The 18,386-nt window shown below is 35.5% G+C and carries 10 protein-coding genes; 3 read left to right on the top strand and 7 right to left on the bottom strand.

The window, feature by feature from the left end:
* The first annotated feature begins 12 nt into the window (after positions 1-12).
* The 3 genes from ACXAGS_RS00400 to ACXAGS_RS00390 are packed head-to-tail and all read left to right on the top strand — an operon-like array spanning position 13 to position 7,543.
* Positions 13-4,239, top strand: a complete 4,227-nt coding sequence (locus ACXAGS_RS00400) for an Eco57I restriction-modification methylase domain-containing protein (protein ID WP_474903603.1) — start codon at positions 13-15, stop codon at positions 4,237-4,239.
* Positions 4,240-4,252: 13 nt separating this feature from the next.
* Entirely contained in the window at positions 4,253-6,232 is a 1,980-nt protein-coding gene (locus ACXAGS_RS00395) for an AAA family ATPase (protein WP_474903601.1), read from the top strand.
* Entirely contained in the window at positions 6,233-7,543 is a 1,311-nt protein-coding gene (locus ACXAGS_RS00390; RefSeq protein ID WP_474903599.1) for a 5-methylcytosine restriction system specificity protein McrC, read from the top strand.
* A gap of 322 nt (positions 7,544-7,865) precedes the next feature.
* Here ACXAGS_RS00390 and ACXAGS_RS00385 read toward each other — a convergent pair whose 3' ends face one another.
* The 7 genes from ACXAGS_RS00385 to ACXAGS_RS00355 all read right to left on the bottom strand — a co-directional run bounded on the left by ACXAGS_RS00385 (position 7,866) and on the right by ACXAGS_RS00355 (position 18,290).
* A complete protein-coding gene (locus ACXAGS_RS00385) occupies positions 7,866-9,617 on the bottom strand; it encodes an alkaline phosphatase (RefSeq protein ID WP_474903597.1) in 1,752 nt (583 codons plus the stop codon).
* A gap of 1 nt (position 9,618) precedes the next feature.
* Positions 9,619-10,749, bottom strand: coding sequence for an alkaline phosphatase (locus ACXAGS_RS00380; RefSeq protein WP_474903595.1), 1,131 nt, complete (start codon positions 10,747-10,749; stop codon positions 9,619-9,621).
* A 59-nt stretch (positions 10,750-10,808) separates the two neighbouring features.
* Positions 10,809-12,554, bottom strand: coding sequence for a RagB/SusD family nutrient uptake outer membrane protein (locus ACXAGS_RS00375; RefSeq protein WP_474903593.1), 1,746 nt, complete (start codon positions 12,552-12,554; stop codon positions 10,809-10,811).
* A 19-nt stretch (positions 12,555-12,573) separates the two neighbouring features.
* Entirely contained in the window at positions 12,574-15,855 is a 3,282-nt protein-coding gene (locus ACXAGS_RS00370) for a SusC/RagA family TonB-linked outer membrane protein (protein ID WP_474903591.1), read from the bottom strand.
* 133 nt (positions 15,856-15,988) lie between these two features.
* On the bottom strand, positions 15,989-16,951 hold the full coding sequence (locus tag ACXAGS_RS00365) for a FecR family protein (protein ID WP_474903589.1): 963 nt from the start codon (positions 16,949-16,951) through the stop codon (positions 15,989-15,991).
* A 122-nt stretch (positions 16,952-17,073) separates the two neighbouring features.
* Positions 17,074-17,637: a sigma-70 family RNA polymerase sigma factor gene (locus tag ACXAGS_RS00360; RefSeq protein ID WP_474903587.1), complete on the bottom strand. Its 564-nt coding sequence runs from the start codon at positions 17,635-17,637 to the stop codon at positions 17,074-17,076.
* 83 nt (positions 17,638-17,720) lie between these two features.
* Positions 17,721-18,290 carry a PhnA domain-containing protein gene (locus tag ACXAGS_RS00355; protein WP_474904782.1) on the bottom strand — a complete coding sequence of 190 codons (570 nt, stop codon included), beginning with the start codon at positions 18,288-18,290 and terminating at the stop codon, positions 17,721-17,723.
* Positions 18,291-18,386: the final 96 nt, after the last annotated feature.

Raw genomic sequence — 18,386 nt, 5'->3', positions numbered from 1 at the left:
TTACTTGCTATTATGAAAGAACAACTAACCAATATATTTAAAAGTAAATACCAGTCTATTGAAGAGAGCAATACTTGGAAAGACTTTTTAAAAACGCTATTCAAAAATCAAGAGAGTGCATTTTATACTTCCCCAATACAACAAGTTGAAGATAAAAAAGCGCACGAAGATGTTGAGAGTATTTTAGAGTTTGGGGATTTAAAATTGGCTGATGATTCACGTATTTTATTTTATGAAGTAAAGCTAAAAGACCACAAGCACATTACCAGTAGAGTAGGTTTGCGGAATATCATTCATAGCAATGTAATTCCCGGAGATGTCGATGGTATTATTGCAACCTATTATAACCCTACAACTAACGATTGGAGGTTAACCTTTATTTCTAAATCCTTGTATTGGGATGATGAGTTTAATGAAATTAAAGAGGAAACACACCCCAAGCGTTATACCTATGTGTTAGGTGAAGGCGAAAGTATAAAAACAGCCTTAATTCAGTTTGAGTGGCTATTTAAACAAATACAGAATAAGGAAATTACAATTGAAGACATTATTAAAACCTTTTCTGTTGAAAAGATTTCAAATGAGTTCTTCAAAGAATATTTCAATCAGTTTAAAGCCTTTACAGAGTATATCGTTGATAACGAAAATGCGTTTTCATTTTTCAAGGCGCAAGTCGATAAAAACAAGAAAGACAAGGAGCAACAAGAAGATGCCGAAAAACTGGTAAGACATTACGTAAAAAAGCTGTTGGGTCGTATTGTATTTCTATACTTCCTTCAAAAAAAGGGTTGGTTAGGTGTCCCACTTACAGGAAAATGGGGACAAGGTCAAAAAGGCTTTATGTCCCAATTGTTCAAAAATCACAGCAATAAAAACAACTTTTACAATGAGGTTTTAGACCCTCTATTTTTTAGTGCACTTAACGTTGATAGACGCGGTGAACAAAATGATGAATTCCCTATAACTAAAACAAGAGTACCATACCTTAATGGTGGTTTGTTCGAGAAGGACAAAATTGAACCTGACACTTTACAGATACAACCACAACTCTTTGAGGACTTATTCAATTTTTTTGACCAGTACAATTTTACCATAGACGAAAATAGTCCAGACGATAAAGACATTGGTATAGACCCAGAAATGTTAGGGCTGATTTTCGAAAACTTATTGGAAGATAACAAGGACAAAGGCACATTCTATACACCTAAAGAGGTGGTGCATTATATGTGCAAGGAAAGTTTGTGCAATTACCTAAAGGAAGAACTAAAAAGTAAGTGTACCAAAGAAGAACTTAAGGAAATAGAAACCTTGGTGTTTGAAAATGCTAAAATAGACCTCAAGGTCATTGAGCAATATGCATCAGATATTAATAAAGCCTTAAGCACTGTAAAAATTTGTGACCCAGCTATTGGTTCTGGAGCGTTTCCTATGGGAATGGTACACGAAATTTTTAGGTTAAAGCATTTAATTTCGGCGTTTCTCGAAAATAAAGATTTTATCTACCTAAAAGAAAAGCTCGATATTATTCGCCATAGCATTTATGGAGTCGATATAGATAAAGGTGCTGTAGATATTGCACGTTTACGCTTTTGGTTAAGTTTGATTGTAGATGAGCAAGACCCGCAGCCATTACCAAATTTAGATTATAAAATAATGCAGGGAGACTCATTAAAAGAATCTTTTGAAGGCATTGCATTAGATACCATATTAGAGGACGAGCCTACGCACAAAGAAAAGCAATACACTTTGGGTGATGAATTTGCAGAACCGCAAGCTAAATACAGTTTATCTCTTGAAGAAAAAAGCAACATTAAGTATTGGGTAGACCAATACTTTTCCTTGGAGCCACTCATTAAAAAACAGGAGCTGCACGAAAAAATCGATAAAGCGGTTATCAACCACATTCACAAAAATGTAACCGCAAGCGAAAAAGACCTCAAAAAACAACTGCAAAAGTTGGAATTGAAATACGTAAATGCAGGTAAAAACATTGCGTTATTAAAAAGTGGAAGAGATGTAAAGCTTTATAAAGAACTTAAAGCCAAAATAGAAACCATTGAAGCCCAAGAAAAACGCTTGGTAAAGGTACAGGAGACTACAGAGCGCCCTTACTTTTTATGGAACTTGTTTTTTGACAAGGTATTAAACGAAGGCAACAAAGGCTTCGATATTGTTATTGGCAATCCACCCTATGGTGGTAATAAAATAGACGATGAGGTAAGAGAGCGTTTTTGCTTGCAAAGCAAAGACCCTTATGGCGCTTTTATAAGTATGGCCATTAACAAATTGCTAAAACCAAATGGCGTGTTGTGCTACATTGTAAGTGATACCTGGTTAACCATAAAAAGCCACAAACCATTACGTGAGCAGGTATTACAGCACCAACTCAAAAACGTAATTCGCTTACACCAAGACTGTTTTAAAGCCACCGTAAACTCTTGTATTTTCACGCTAATAAAAAATTCCTCTGTTTTCATTTCGAGCGAAAGCGAGAAATCTCATCACGAGAATAGCGTCATCGCTGCCGACCTCACCAACATCTCAACCCGTAAACAAGTACCCGAGTTCAGAGATAAATTACGCAATTTATACAGCTATACTGGGCAATACACCCCAGAATTTGCAGTATATAGTTATAAGCAATTGTTATTAAGCTCCAACAGTCATAAACCAATTATTGTGGGCAGCCCTAAACTTTTTGCTTTAATGAACGATGTAACTTGTGCTACCGAAACCAAAACCATAAACAAACAGCAAATAAGCGTTAGGCAAATACCGTTTAATGACAAAAACATTGAGTTAGTACGTTTTGGCGATGTGGCAGATGTAAAACAAGGTTTGGCAACAGGTGATAACAAATATTACCTCTACCAAAATCCAGAGGCTCGTGGCAGTTATAAAGACATTAATGGTTATAAGCAATATGTATTAACAGAAGCCGATTTAGACAAAATTAGAAGCAATGATGCTATACGCTTAAAAGTCATTGAAAATGGCATCCACAAAATAAAGTTCGAACCCAATTTTGATGCTGATTGTTATTTTGATGGTAGATATATAATACCACATGATAAAGGTGGAGAAAGTGACACAGAAAGTGGTTGGCTGCCCAATTATTATGTACCAACTAATTATTTCATTGATTGGAGTGATGAAGCAATATATCGCTTAAAGAACTTTACCAGAGGTCAAAGAGATAACAATAATAATGATAATCTGTGCGCCGTAATAAGAAACCCGCATTTGTATTTTGTCAATGGAATTACCTTTTCAGTCGCTGGAATATATGCTCCAACATTTAGAATAGGAAGTTCATCAGTTTTTGGGCATAAAGGTTCCACTTTATTCTCAAATTTTTATGAAACAAATTATTTGCTAGGAATTCTTACTACCAAAATTTTTCTATATCAATTAAAGTGTTTTGTTAATCACACTGTAACTTCAGATGCAGGTTCATTTTTTGATATGTTAACCCCTGTAAAAGATAATTCACCAGAAATACAAAGCCTTGTCAAGAATATTATAAGTAAACAGAAGAACTCACAACATTATGATTATTTAGGCAGTGAGCAGAAGGAAATTGATAAGTTAGTATATGACTTATTTGGTTTAAATGCAGATGATATAAATGAGGTAGAAACTTGGTTTGCGCGTCGTTACCCAAAACTCGCCACTTATGCTTACTACCAAAGCCCAGAAGAGTTGGTACAGGAGCAACTACAACAAGCCAATGCCAACTATAAGGTGTTAGAGTTTATCGCCAAAGGCGAGAGCAAAACCGTAGAGTTTAAAAGCACATTAAGCTATGGAATTCGTCAACAAAAAGTTGACAAAGGAGTTGAGCACAGTGCTATTAAAAATTTAGCGGCATTTTTAAATTCAGAAGGAGGCACACTCTTCATTGGTGTTGATGATGATGGAAATATTTTAGGCTTGGAAGAAACCGATTTCACTCAATTTAAAGGTGATAATAAAAAAGATGCATTTAATTTAAAGTTTGACCAGTTAATACAGAATTATTTCGGCAATCATATGGCATCAAAATTTAAGGTCGAGTTTTTAGAAATAGATTGTAAAACTATAGTGTCCATTCACATTAAAGACAAAGCCTCAAGTCCAGTCATTATCAAAAACCCAGAAAAAAGCAACAAAGAAGAGTTTTACATACGCCGTAATGCGAGTGCTGTGGCATTAACTATGTTTGAGACCGTTAAGTATACAAAGGAGAATTGGGATTAAATTAAAGATAAGTATGACACTTTGGAAATTGGGTTGCAGATGGGGAAGCGATACACCCTTGTTTTATGATTTAATAAAAGAAAATGGTATAGTAATTAGTTGGATTGACAGACGATTTCAAAAGAATGATTGGATATTAGTAGCAAATGGTCATACAATTTTGGCTTTTGCCAAAGTTGTTGAGGAGATGTACTCCTGTATGTCTGATTCAAATTACAAGCAAGAATTTGACGAACTTCAAATACCATTCGAAGAAAATTTGTTGGTCGCAAAGGCCGATTGGATAGTATTAAAAAAAGAAGACCGGTTCAAGTATAAATTACAACAAGGTATTTGTAAAGTACAAGACACAAATACACAAGATACTTTTAAAAAGACTTTAAAAAAATATTCCATGAGGGCACAGTATGAAAATTTGATAAGCCTTTTAAAACAGAAAAAGCAAATTATCCTGCAAGGCCCCCCTGGAACGGGTAAAACACGTTTGGCCAGGGAATTGGCTTTGCAACTCTGCCCTGATTATTCCAATATGGGGAAAAGCTTCAACAGCTTAGATTTAGACTTAACTGTAGAACAAAGAGCATGGTCTAATGCCAATATAGCTGATAGATTAAAATCCATAGATAGTGTACCAAGTTCGACTGGTCGCACTACATATCGAATTGAAAACATAAAGAAAGATAGATGCACAGTTGTGTTAGAATCCAAATCCTCATATGAAATACCATTTAAGGGAATAAGAGATGCCTATCGTTCCAAACTATGGTTGGGTGGTCAAAGTAATGGATTTGACCCTTACAATGCTGCAATTGCAAAGTTTCTTTCAGAAAACTTCAATACTAGCGAAAGCATTAACGCTAATAAAATTCCAAATGAAAATTCAAATAATGAAGACGTTGTATTAATTCAATTCCATCCTTCTTACACTTATGAAGATTTTGTGAGAGGCATTGTTGTTAAAAGTAATGGCACAGAAGTAGAATATAGAACGGAAAACAAAATTTTAGCGTCTCTAGCTGAGAGGGCTTTAACTAATTATAATAACTATGTCAAAGATGATACTGTTTATAGCAAAGAGGTACAATTAAATGAATATTTCGATCAGTTTGTTGATACCATACTTGACGAAATAGAAGATAGTACAGGCTTTTTTAAACTAACGGAAAATGTAGGACTTATTGGTATAGACAGTGATGCATTTAGGTATAAAGGTCAAAATGAAGGTTGGTTGAAAAATGGGAATAGAATGTTGTTTAAAGATATTAAACAAGCGTTTTTGGATGGAAATAAAGAAAGACAGGATTTAAAGAAGAATTCTAACCTCTCTGGACTCGCCAGGCAACACGCCAGTTATTATGTTAGGGTTTTAAAGATGTTTTATGATTTTTTAAATGAGAATAATTTAACATTTAAAGAAACAGACATTGAAAAGGAACCACTTAAAAATTTTGTTCTGATTATTGATGAAATAAACCGAGCCAATTTGCCAAACGTATTAGGAGAGTTGATATATGCAATAGAATACAGAGGTGAAGCTGTTGATGGTATGTACGAAGTTAATGGAGCAAATGGTATAACCATACCACCTAACCTATACATAATCGGCACCATGAACACAGCCGACAGAAGCGTTGGCCACATTGATTATGCTATTAGAAGACGTTTTGCATTTGTGGAGGTGTTACCTAAAGTTTTAGAAAATTCAGATTTGGAAGATAAAATCTTTATGACCGATAAATTTATTGAGGTTTCAAAATTGTTTGTCGCAAATATGGATGAGAACACTATAAATAATGCCAGCTTTGAAAAAGCAGAATATTTATCAGACGAGTTTAGAGCAGAAGATATCTGGCTTGGCCATAGTTATTTTATTGCCGAAAATGAAGAAGATTTCAAATTCAAAGTTGAATACGAAATTAAGCCTATTCTTAAGGAGTATGTGAAAGATGGAATATTAAATGAATCGGCATTAGAGATAATCAACCGTTTGTAGATGATAATTTTAAATGAAAATCATGGTTATCCAAGTCCTTCACCTACTGATGAGGATTTAACGATCTATGACGACATTTTAAGTGGTATTTCCGTTTCTAAGTACTTTGCACAAAAAAAAGAGAATCAGCTTTGCTTTTCATTAAATTCTGATGCATTAATCGAAAACAAATATTGTTTTCAGACCTCTTATTTCATTGGTGTAGATTGGATAGTTGAAAATAAACTACCAATTTATGTACAACCTAAACTTAATACGGAAAGCAATGAAGTCGATTATTTATCCATGCTTTTTGAAGCCCTAAAGGAACCCGAAAACTACAAACATTTAGATTATTTATACACAATAGATTTTAAAAAACCACTAATTAAAATTGAGCAAAAACAAGATTTATTGTCGCCAATATTAATCATACAATATCTCAACGTACTAAAAAGGATTGTTAGAAAGGGTTTAAGAAAAAGCTACTATCAAAAAACAACCAATTTCAATTCAAAAGTCAAAGGCAAGATTTTGGTAACTGATACAATAAAATATAATCATATCAAAGGAAACCACTTTTCTACCTATTGCAGGTATACTGAGTTCGGGGTAAATTCCACCGAAAACAAAATACTAAAGAAGGCCTTGATTTTTTCTAAAAGGATAATGCAAAACTTAAAAGGATTTGATACTCTTGATTTGCAGGAAATTTTAAATTATATAAATCCAGCATTTGACAAAGTTGGTGATGAGGTTCACATTAATGAATTAAGAAACTACAAACCAAATCCATTATTTAAAGAATACGGGCAAGCCCTTTCTATTGCAAAACTGATATTTAAAAAGTATGGTTATAATATTCAAATCGTAAATGACAACAAAATTGAGACACCTCCTTTTTGGATAGACATGAGTAAATTATTTGAGCTATATGTCTATAAAAAACTAAGGGAAATATTCCCATTTAAAGGAGAAGTAACATACCATAAGAAGTTCAACTATTTGGAGCCTGACTACATTTTAAACTCAAAAGATGGTTGTTTCAAAATGATTATTGACGCAAAATATAAACCTCGATATATCAACAATAATATTTCAACAGATGATGTTAGGCAAGTAAGTGGGTATGCGCGGTTAAGATCAATATATAGCGAACTAAATCTGGTAATTGGTGATATAAATCAAGTAATTGATTGTTTAATTATTTATTCAAATCAGTCTGAAAACCAAGATACTCTGAATAAAGACTCCTTGAAATCAAATAATCACTCAAAATATGTAAATTTCTATAAAACGGGTATTAAATTGCCTATTCTTAGTTGCGAATAGTTAATTACCTTGAAATGAAAAAATAAGAGTTAATTTCCTTATAAATAAGTCAAAAAAAGGCATACAATTCGGATACCCATAAAGTTGACAAGTTGGCAAAAGATTGGAAAATAGTGCATTGTCTTCCTTGGTTCGAGCCCAAGAGGGGGAGCAAAATAAAAATCCGATACTGAAAAGTGTCGGATTTTTTTGTATCTAAAATGTTCTATTTCTCAATATATCTTCAAGGGTGGTTTAGAAGTGAATTAATAACAATCAAAAAAAAAGCCACCCCAGTATGGGATGGCTAGAAAGACTAATATACTTACCTTGATTAGTCTACTTATTTTGTTGCTTCTAAAAGCTTTGAAAATATCTTGTGGTTATGATAAACACCGTTGAAATTATTTGCTTGTGGTCCGTAGGCAAATAATGGTACTAGAATACCGCTATGGTCAACAGAGAGGAAATCTGCCTGTACGGCGCCTTTTTTTAAGTCGCCATTCATAATTCCTAGACCAGAAGTTTCATGATCTGCGGTTACCACCACTAATGTTTCATTGTTACGGTCTGCAAAAGCAAGTGCTGCGGCAATGGTTTTATCAAAATCTATTAATTCTTCAATAATCTTCTGAATGTTATTTTCGTGACCTCCATTATCTATTTGTGCGCCTTCTACCAAAAGAAACAGTGGCTTATCTTGCATGCTTGCAAGGTTTAAAATCTTTTTTAAACTATGTGCTAGCAAGTTTCCACGACCTTTTTCAATGCTATTAGCTTTTTCTTTACCTAAGTAAATTGCATACTTCGCATCTAAATTTGTTATAGTATCCAAATTCGCTGTATGGAATTGTCTAGAGATTCTTTCCTCCAAATTTTTACCTCCAGCAATAAAAAAATCTAATGGACTTTTAAGAAGGTCTGTTACAATTCCATTAGTATTGTCTCTTTCTGTTCTATGCGCATAAAAGGAAGCAGGGGTGGCACCGTATATAGCATCAGTGCTTATTATACCTGTTATATAACCTTGGTCAGATAATAGTTCTACAAGAGACTTTACAGTAGTGGCATCTGGCGCTGTACCTATTGCTCTATTGTTTGTTTTTTTACCAGTTGCAATGGCTGTTGCGCCCGCAGCGGAATCTGTAACTAAATCGTCATTTGAAGAAGTGTTTACCAACCCAATGTTTTTTATTTGGGTTAAGCTGAGTTCTCCTTTGTTTGCAGTTAATCCGGCAGTAATTTGAGCCAGTCCATTTCCATCTCCAATCATTAAAATGATGTTTTTAGGACTATTGTTTTCGGTATACTTGTATTCAGGATGGTACACAGAAACCGTTTCCTCAAAAATGTGGGTGTTTTTATCCAATTTATTTAAATAAGGAACTGCCTTCTCTGGAAAATCGGTGTTTATATAATCTACACCCAAATTGGCTAATCTGCTCCATGCAGATTTGGTATCTGGTGTTGCCCAAAACCGAATGGGAAGGCCTGCTCTATGAACTTTTTGGATAGTCTTTTCTACCCGTTCAAAATCTGCAGCAATCATTCTTCCATAACCATTCCAAACACTCAGCTGGTTAAAAGGTTGGCTTATTAAGGCTATTTTATCCAGGTCTATAGATTCCAAATCGTCTATATTTTGATGGTCGAACCAAATAAAATCAGGGTAGTTTTTGTATAAATGAGCTTGTGGCCTGTTACCTGAAATTACAAGTTTAAGGTTTTTACTACTTGTAACATCAGGATATTTTTGAAGCAAGGCAATCAATTCTTTTAAAGTAGAAATAGATTCGGACTTTATATCAACCAGAAGTGTTACCGGTCTAAGCTTGTTGTCTTTGATTAATTGGTTTATCGGGTTTAAATATAATTTCTCAAATGTGTTTTCTGGTTTTATCTCTTCCTTTGTGTGCGCTACGAATAAGGTGTTATCTAACAGAAATATATCTGCTTCTAAACTATGGGCATCATTTGCATAACTAAACCAAAAAGGAAGTAACCTATCATAGTCGTTATGGCTATGCACTTTAGCTATTTGGGCATTGGTTAAGCCAAAAACCAAAAGTAGTCCCCATAATAGTTGTTTTTTCATTTTATGGATTATCTAGGTTGGTAGATTTCATCATTTTGTGAAAAATGTCATTGTTCTGGTATATGCCTTGAAAATGCTCTGCTCCTTGGCCCATGGCAAATACAGGAATTAATTCCCCACTATGTTGGTCTGTATTAAAGTAAACTTTAGCTTTTGTTGGTACCTCTTTTTTCTCGCCCGTTGCGGTATCCGTTTCATAAAACTTGCCAATACTTACCCCACCAGTTTCATGGTCCGCGGTAACTACCAATAACGTGTTGGGGTTTTCTTTTACGTATTGCATTACTACTCCTAGTGTTTTATCAAAGTCTTGAACTTCTGTAATTACCATTTCGTCATTTTTGGCATGGCCGCCCCAATCTATATAAGAGCCTTCTACCATTAAAAAGAACGGCTTGTTTGTTGCGCTAAGATGTGTAATTGCTTGCGTGGTTGCCTCACTTAAAAAGTCTTGTCTGCCTTCTATTTTAGATGGTAAACCTTCTTCTGTAATTATAAAAGCATTTTTCTGGTCTTGTTGCGTGTTACTTAAGTTGGTAGTATCCAAATAGTAACCTTTGTTTTGTAGTACTTTGAACAAATCTTTATTGTCCGTTCTTTTATTAAAGAATTTTTTACCGCCACCGGCAAGAAAATCTATATCCGCATCTATAAGCTGAAGCGCTATATCTTCATGTAAATCCCTATCAGGTACATGGGCATAAAAAGCAGCAGGTGTGGCGTGGGTTATAGAGGTTAAACTTACTAAACCTGTGCTGTAACCTTTTTTTTGCAGCTTTTTTAAAATAGATTCTTTTGCTATGGTGTCTGCATTTACCCCAATGGCCCTTTTGTATGTTTTCTCGCCAATGGCAAATGCCGTTGCTCCGGCAGCAGAATCTGTTATTCTATGGGTTTTATCTGATGTTTGGTGAAAACCTATTTGTTTGAATTGTGAGAAGTTTGGTTCTTGATCGCCAAAGTAATAAGCAGTAGAGACTTGGGGTACTCCCATGCCATCGCCAATCATAAAAATAATACTTGTAGGTTCCGTAGTCTTGGTTACTACTTCGGTTTCTTTTTCTTTAGTGCTACAAGCTGTAAAAAAAGCTAATGTTAGTATAAAAAATAATAGATGCTTTGTGATACTCATTGGTTTGTATTTTATAATAATTAGGTGGCGGCAATATTGCCGCCACCTAATATACACTATTAATAACCTTGATTTTGTTCTAGATAACCAGTTACACTAGAGGCACCGTCAATGGCCGTTTGTGGAATTGGAAATAATCTGTGGTTTACATCCGTATCGGTTTTTTCTGTCCATGTATCTTCATATTTGCCAAATCTAATTTGGTCACTTCTTCTAAAACCTTCCCAATACAATTCAAAACCACGCTCTCTGAATAAAATTTCTAAATCCATGGAGTTTAAGGGCGCAGGTGTTTGTTCTGGTCTTGCAGTTCTTGCTGTTCTTACCATATTTACATCTGCCAAAGCTCCGGCGCTGTCTTCTAATCTAAGTTTAGCTTCTGCACGCATCAAATAAATTTCTGCCAAACGCATTAGAACCAAATCTACATTGCTAAAATTGTTTCCGTTTGGAGAAGTTCTACTGAATTGATATTTAGAAACACGGTACCCTGTATTATGTAGTCTACCTTCATTTGTAAAATCTATTTGTAAAACGTGATCTACGTAACCTACATCTTTGTCCGGGCCATTGCCTTTAGTTTGTTTTACCGGGTAAATACGAACACCATCATCACAAGTAAAGAAATTGCCATCATCGTCTTTTCGTGGCCCCCATTGTATACCCCTAAGGATGCCGCGGTCCATTTCAAATTCTTCTGGCACCACACAGTAATAATGATTTTCATCGTTTAACGGTGATAAACCTTCCAAATTTTGCAATTCTTCCGGTACTTGGGTGTTTTTTTGGTAAAAACGTGCATCTGCCATTGCAGGGTCTTCATCGCCATAGGCATCTACCCAAGTTTGATAAAAATCAGTTGTAATGGCTGGTCCGTCCGTACCATCTGCACTAGGATGTTCAGGTCTTGGAAACATTGAACCGGCTATGGACCAATATGCCCATCTACTGTGTTCTCTTCTAAGAATACCTCTTTGGTCCAAGGCGAAAATCAATTCAGGGTTACTGTTGTTTTCATCATTAAAAAGGTCAAAATACTCTTCTGAAAAACTGTAGTTGCCAGAGTTGATAATATTAGTGGTGTATGTAATTACTTTATTTAGCTCCTCGTCTGTAAAAGCGGGTGTGCCATAAGGATCTTTATATACTGCTGCATTTAAATTTAAACGTGCCAAGAGGCCCCAAACAATATTTTGGTTCATTCTGCCCGGTCTTGGGTTGGTTGTAATTACATCTACAACAGCTAAAAGTTCGTCTTCAATATAAGCCACGGCTTCTTCCTTTCTAATAATCTCTGCTAGTTCACCAGAATTTTCTTTCTTGAATACCAAACCCCAACTATCTAAAAGCAGCATGTTCAAATAAGCGCGTAAGGCCTTCATTTCGTATAAAGCGCCTTCGGCTTCTTGGTCACCTGCTGCTGCCAAAGGTGTTAGTACCTCAATTGCAGATAGCGTTCTAGAAATGTTTTTGGTCAATTCGTTCCATGAACTGCCTACAAGGTCATTGGCAGGTGTTATGGTGTGTTGATGAGCTGCTAAGAACTTACCATTATCAAACCAATCCGTACCTCCTCTGTATGGTAAGATAGCTTCATCTGATGGAATAAGTTGCAGTCCATAATAATTGGTATGTCTCCAGGTCCAAGAAACTTGCCCGTAAGCAGGAGCAATAGCTCCGGAAATTTCATCGGCTTGTCCGCTTCCGGTTAATGACTCGTCCAGGATTTCTTCTTCCAAATCGGTACAATTCCATAATAAAAAGGAACCTACACTCAATAGGATGGTTAATACTTTATTTTTCATTCTTCAATACGATTTTTAGTTAAAAGGAAACATTTAATCCAAATACAATAGTTCTTGGTGTTGGGTAGGTAAAGCGGTCTATTCCAAAAGTTTGTATGCCACCAGTAGAACTTCCCGTGTTTACCTCTGGGTTATAGCCAGAATAATCTGTTAATACAAATAGGTTTTGCCCAGTAATACTCAAGCTAATGGTATTTACGTGTTGATCCAGACCAATTAACTTAGGCGACAAGGTATAGCCCAAAGTAGCGTTGTTTAAACGTAAGAACCCACCGTTCTCTAGGTATCTAGTAGAAACTTCGTTAGAATTGGTAAAAATTTCTTCAGGATACGCTACTGCAAAATCTGTTGTATTAAAGGAAGATGCCAAACTTCCTTTATTGAATAAGGACATTGCTGTATGGTTATAGATTTTATTGCCGGCAACTCCATTAAAGTTTAACCCTAGGCTAAAGTTTTTATAATTAGTGTTTATATAGAATCCATAAATAATATCTGGCAAAGCGCTGCCCACAACCGTTCTATCGTCGTCAAGTATTTCGCCATCATTATTTACGTCTCTATATTCACTTCTACCGTCCGCACCAATTCCTAAGAATTCTTTCATATAGAAAGAGCCAATTGCCTCTCCATTAATATTTCCATTAATTGTTGCACCAGTTTGTCCCGCGCCTTGCGCTGCGCCTGTAGTTAAAACAGCATAAGGCGAATTTTCTACCGTATTATCTGTAAAGGAAATGTTACCGCCAATGTTGTAATTAAAGTCTTTGCTTGCGTCGCTATTATAATCCAAAGTCAGCTCTAAACCTTTATTTATAATTTCCATATCCGGAATATTGGTCCAGAAGGTGTTGGTTGGTTGTATGGGGTCTGCAGGCACAACTTCTAGTAAAATGTTTTCAGAAACCTTATTAAAATAATCCACGGTTCCGGTTAACCTATTATTGAATAGTCCAAAATCTAACCCAATGTTGGTGGTTTTGGAGACTTCCCATTGCACATCTTCGTTTGCCAATCTGGTATAAATGGTACCATAAGGATAATCATCCAAACTTTCTGTGTTAGGGTCTAGGGGATAGGTGTCATTTTCGTCCTTACTATCTTGAAAACTAGCTTTTGTGATTTTAGAGGGGATTTCTTGATTACCGGTTTTACCCCAGCTAGCTCTAAATTTTAAGTTATTAAAGGCAGAGCCTTCCATAAAGGTTTCGTTACTAATATTCCAACCCAATGCAACAGATGGAAAGTATCCATATTTATTATTGCCCCCAAATTTTGAAGAGCCATCTCCACGCATAGTAGCGGTTACTAAATATTTATTATCAAAACCATAATTTAAACGCCCAAAAAAGGATTGCAATTCGTTTTTTGTTGCATAGGTATTTAAGGTAGTTGGAAACTCAGAACTGCTTATATGGTCCTGATATCTTGGTTCAATACCATTATCTGAAAAACCTTCCAAGAAAAAACTTTTTTGTTTTGCAAAAGTTTCTTGGTAAGAATGCCCAGCTAGAGCGGTAAAGCTGTGCACGTTATTTGCAAGAGTATACGTTAACGTGTTTTCTACAAGGGTATTTTCGTTAGTGGTTTCAATTGTGGTTAATGTGCCATTTTCAAAACCTTCCAAAAGATTGTAGGGTAGGTATTGTATGTCTCTATTGGTCATAGAATAATCTACACCCAGGTTAAGTTTGTAGGTTAACCCCTTAAATATTTCAATAGATGGTGCTATGTTGGCTAAAATTCTATTGTTGTTAGATTCGTCTAAATAAATTTGATTACGAACCAAAGGGTGTAACCTATTTTCTAATAATGTGGGCATGCCATTGGTATAAACTGGTAAGGTTGGGTTTAACTGTAACATGTCTACAACGGTAGCAGTTGCATCTGGCCTATTATTTTCTGTTTTGGCCCCTGTCATATTAAATTCTACCTTAAATCTGCCGTCCCATGCCTTTTGGGTTAGGTTAACCCTGCCGGAATAGCGTGTTAAATCACTATTTATTAAGATACCTTCTTGGTCATCTACACCAGTAGAAACATAATAGGAGAAGTTTTCGCCTGCTCCACTCATTGCAAAATTTACGTTTTTAGATATGGCAGTACGGCTAAGTTCGTTTTGCCAATTGGTATTGGCACCCCCATCTAATAGAGAACCGTCAACAGCAATTACTTGTCTCCTAAATTCGTTAGCATTGAACACATCAATTTCATTGGCCAATGTAGAAACAGCCGTACTTACGTTTAAGGTCATTTCTGTTCTGCCAATTTTACCTTTTTTAGTTGTTATAACAATAACACCATTAGCGGCCCTAGCCCCATATATAGCAGCGGCAGAGGCATCTTTTAATACATCTATTTTTTCAATGTCTTGAGGGTTAATAAAATTTAATGGATTATTGGCAACGCCGGTACCAGAATTATCTAATACAAAGCCATCTACAACGTACAGTGGGCTGGTACCAGCACGTAAGCTACCAACACCACGTATAATCACGTTCTGCGAAGCCCCAGGTTCACCACTAACAGTAGCTATATTTACCCCGGCAACTTTACCCTGCAATAGTTGTCCGGGATTGGTAACTACACCTTTGTTAAATTCTGCATCGCCAACCGAGCCTATAGATCCGGTAATATCCGTTTTACGTTGAACTCCATAACCCACAACTACAACATCTTCTAATTGGGTGGTGTCAGAATCTAAAACAACGTTTATGCTGGTTCTACCATTTAATGCAATTTCTTTAGTAATAAAACCTAAATAGGAGAACACTAATGTTGCGTTGCTATTTACTGAAATGGTATAATTACCGTCAAAGTCTGTTGTGGTACCGTTGTTGGTTCCTTTTTCTTGTACAGTAGCTCCTGGCAAAGGCATACCATCCAAATCGGTAACAACTCCTGTTATGGTAAGCTGTTGTATTTCTATGACTTCTGGTAAGATTATTGGTTTTACATCAATGGAAATGGTTTTGTTTATGCGTTTAAACGCCAGATTGGCATCTTTGGACATTAGTTCTAAAATGGAACGTAAAGAAACCCCCTGGTATTTAAAATCATAGCTATTGGTAATTCTACTCAATTTACGGTCGTACACAAAGTTAAATTCCGTTTGTGCTTCAATATGTTCTAGCACTTCAATTACGGATGCATTTTCTAGGGACAGGTCTATGTTAAAGTTTTCTAACTTCTGCCCGTTAGCATCTGCTCCCAATACAGGGTTAAGCAATGCTATAATCAAAAGGAAACAAAATGTTTGTAAAGACAATTTTAAAAATTGTTTTATCGTTATTGAATTCATATTTTCACATAGTGTTTAATAATTATAAATAGTTGTATTTGTTAGGCATTTTACAGTCCGTGATTGCTCGCCAAAGTTTTCCGGACTGTTGTTTTTTGGTTTTATTCTAAATCATATGTAAAGGTTTTCTAGGTTAGTTATCATTGCATGTTCCTTTTAGGATTATGGTTTTTTCATCAATAAAACTGTAATCCATATCTTTTTTAGTAAACATCAAACTCTTTAATACCGCTTTCAGTTTTTCATTTTCATAGGTGGCGGTTAAGTGGCACGCTTTTAATGCTTCATTATCAAATAAAATGGTAATTCCGTACCATTTTTCTAAAGCTTGTGCTACATTTAGTAAAGACTCATCATCAAAGGAAAGGGTGCCGTCTTTCCAATTTGGAAATTGTGTCTTAGCTATACTATTTTTAGTAAAAACCGTAGAGTTCTTATTGAATATACTTTGCTCATATGGATTGAGCAGTAGCGAGGTATTGTTTGCAGCTACCTTAACTTTACCTGTTAGAACAGCTACCTCTATATCTTCTTGCTCCGTATATGCCTTTATGTTGAAACTTGTTCCTAAAACGGTCGTTTCCATTGTTTCTGTTTTAATTACAAATGGCTTTTTTTTATTCTTGGCCACGTCAAAAAAAGCCTCTCCAACAAGTGAAACGGTTCTGGTTTTACCAATAAATTTATCCGGGAATTTTAAAGTACTACCAGAATTAAGTCTTACGGTTGTTCCATCTGCCAAAGTGATATTCATTTTTTGCCCCCATAGTGTCTCTTTGGTCAAAAAAGAGACCTCGGGAGAAGGATTTTTTGGGATTAAACTGGGAATGGTAAAATAACCTACTGCAGAAACGAATAGAACAACAGCGGCAACTGTAGAAATTCTACTTGCAATTCTTTTTTTATAATGATGTTTGCTTGCATGGTACGCAATTTGACTTTTTGTGGTTGTTTTATGTTTATCTTTTAAGTTCACATTAGTGCTATGGAGCTTTAGAAGCTTTGCATTGAATGCTTCTAGAATTTTTTCCTCTTTTGAAGAGAGGGTGCCGTCAGCAAACTTTTTGTGTAGTTTTTTAATTTCTTTTTCTGTCATTAGAATGTGTTCTCATAGGTAAATACCAAGAAAGCATTCTAACACACATACGATTTTTAAGCAATAATGTTTTCTTAACCTAAGCTAGGTTTCATTAACAATTAACTAAACATTGCTTAAAATTAGAAGAAGAATATTCTAATAATGGCTAATTCTTGTCTTAACTTTTTAAGTGCAAAAGAGATTTGATTTTCTACGCTTCGCTGAGAGATATTTAGTTGATTAGCAATTTCCTTATTGGGTATATTATTTATTCTACTTAACTCGAATATCTCCTGGCATCGTTTTGGTAAATCTTTAAGCACTATTTGGATTTTGTTGTTGAGCGCTATAAGATTTTCTTCTTCTTCAATAAATGATGAAGCAGGTAGTGTTTTGGCGGCCTCTAAGTGTGTTGTTGAAAAGGGTCTGCTTCTTAGACTGTTATAACATTTATAGCGTATGGCCTTGTATAAATAAGCCTTAATATGGGTTGCCTCTATGGATTTTCGTCTATTCCAATAGTCTATCCAAACTTCTTGTGTAATGTCCTTGGCAAGCTGTTGATCTGTAAGGATGGCAGAAGCAAAAATATACATATCTTCCCAAAGCAAATCGAACAGTTTTGTATATGCAATGGAATTCGAATTTCTTACCGCCTCACCTAATTTTTTAATTTCTGTGTTTTGAATTTGGTCGGTTTGCATACATTGGCAAAGAACTCAAAAATACAATGACTTTATATTAGGCAATTGTAAAGGTTAGGTTTAGCTTTTGTATGCAGAGTAGTTTAAATTTTCTTTACGTATTTGGTTAATATCACAATATGCTGCCCATTTACTTTGCCTTCTAAATAGGTTTCGTTCTCGTGGTCCAAAGAAATATTACGCACAGCGGTACCTCTTTTAGCGGTAAAACCAGCGCCTTTTACGTTTAAATCTTGTATTAAAACCACATTGTCCCCTATAGCTAAAATATTGCCATTACTGTCTTTGTGTACCAGGGCATTTTCATTGGGTATTGTAGCCTCTGCCCAACTGCGGGTATCGTCCTCTAAATACATCATATCTAATAAATCTACGGACCAGCCTTCGTGTTTAAGATGATGTAGCATTCTAAAAGAAAGTACTTGCACTGCTGCATTGGGGTTCCAAATACTATCATTTAACAAACGCCAATGGTTAGGGTCTGCGGTTTCTGGCTGATTTAATTGTTTTGTGCAAACAGCACAGAGCAGGGCGCACTCCTCGGCAATGCTTCCTGTTTTTGGAGCAACAATGTAAGGTTCTAAATTATCTTGGCTACCACAAAGTTCGCATTGGTTACCACTTCGTTCTTGCAATTCTTTAATCAAAATAATACAGGTTTAGGTTGTAACGGCAAAGGTATGGCTTTGCTATATTTTGTATCTTGGAAAAAACGAAAGGATGAAAAAATCGCTCCCCATACTATTCCT

The organism is Croceivirga sp. ABH4_376 (genome assembly GCF_056160685.1).
This window is presented reverse-complemented; position numbering and strand designations above follow the sequence as displayed.

Coding starts and splice junctions, on each gene's coding strand:
- ACXAGS_RS00360 (WP_474903587.1), bottom strand. CDS start 17,637: ATGCAAACCGACCAAATTCAAAACACAGAAATTAAAAAATTAGGTGAG.
- ACXAGS_RS00370 (WP_474903591.1), bottom strand. CDS start 15,855: ATGAATTCAATAACGATAAAACAATTTTTAAAATTGTCTTTACAAACA.
- ACXAGS_RS00390 (WP_474903599.1), top strand. CDS start 6,233: ATGATAATTTTAAATGAAAATCATGGTTATCCAAGTCCTTCACCTACT.
- ACXAGS_RS00375 (WP_474903593.1), bottom strand. CDS start 12,554: ATGAAAAATAAAGTATTAACCATCCTATTGAGTGTAGGTTCCTTTTTA.
- ACXAGS_RS00395 (WP_474903601.1), top strand. CDS start 4,253: ATGACACTTTGGAAATTGGGTTGCAGATGGGGAAGCGATACACCCTTG.
- ACXAGS_RS00365 (WP_474903589.1), bottom strand. CDS start 16,951: ATGACAGAAAAAGAAATTAAAAAACTACACAAAAAGTTTGCTGACGGC.
- ACXAGS_RS00400 (WP_474903603.1), top strand. CDS start 13: ATGAAAGAACAACTAACCAATATATTTAAAAGTAAATACCAGTCTATT.
- ACXAGS_RS00385 (WP_474903597.1), bottom strand. CDS start 9,617: ATGAAAAAACAACTATTATGGGGACTACTTTTGGTTTTTGGCTTAACC.
- ACXAGS_RS00380 (WP_474903595.1), bottom strand. CDS start 10,749: ATGAGTATCACAAAGCATCTATTATTTTTTATACTAACATTAGCTTTT.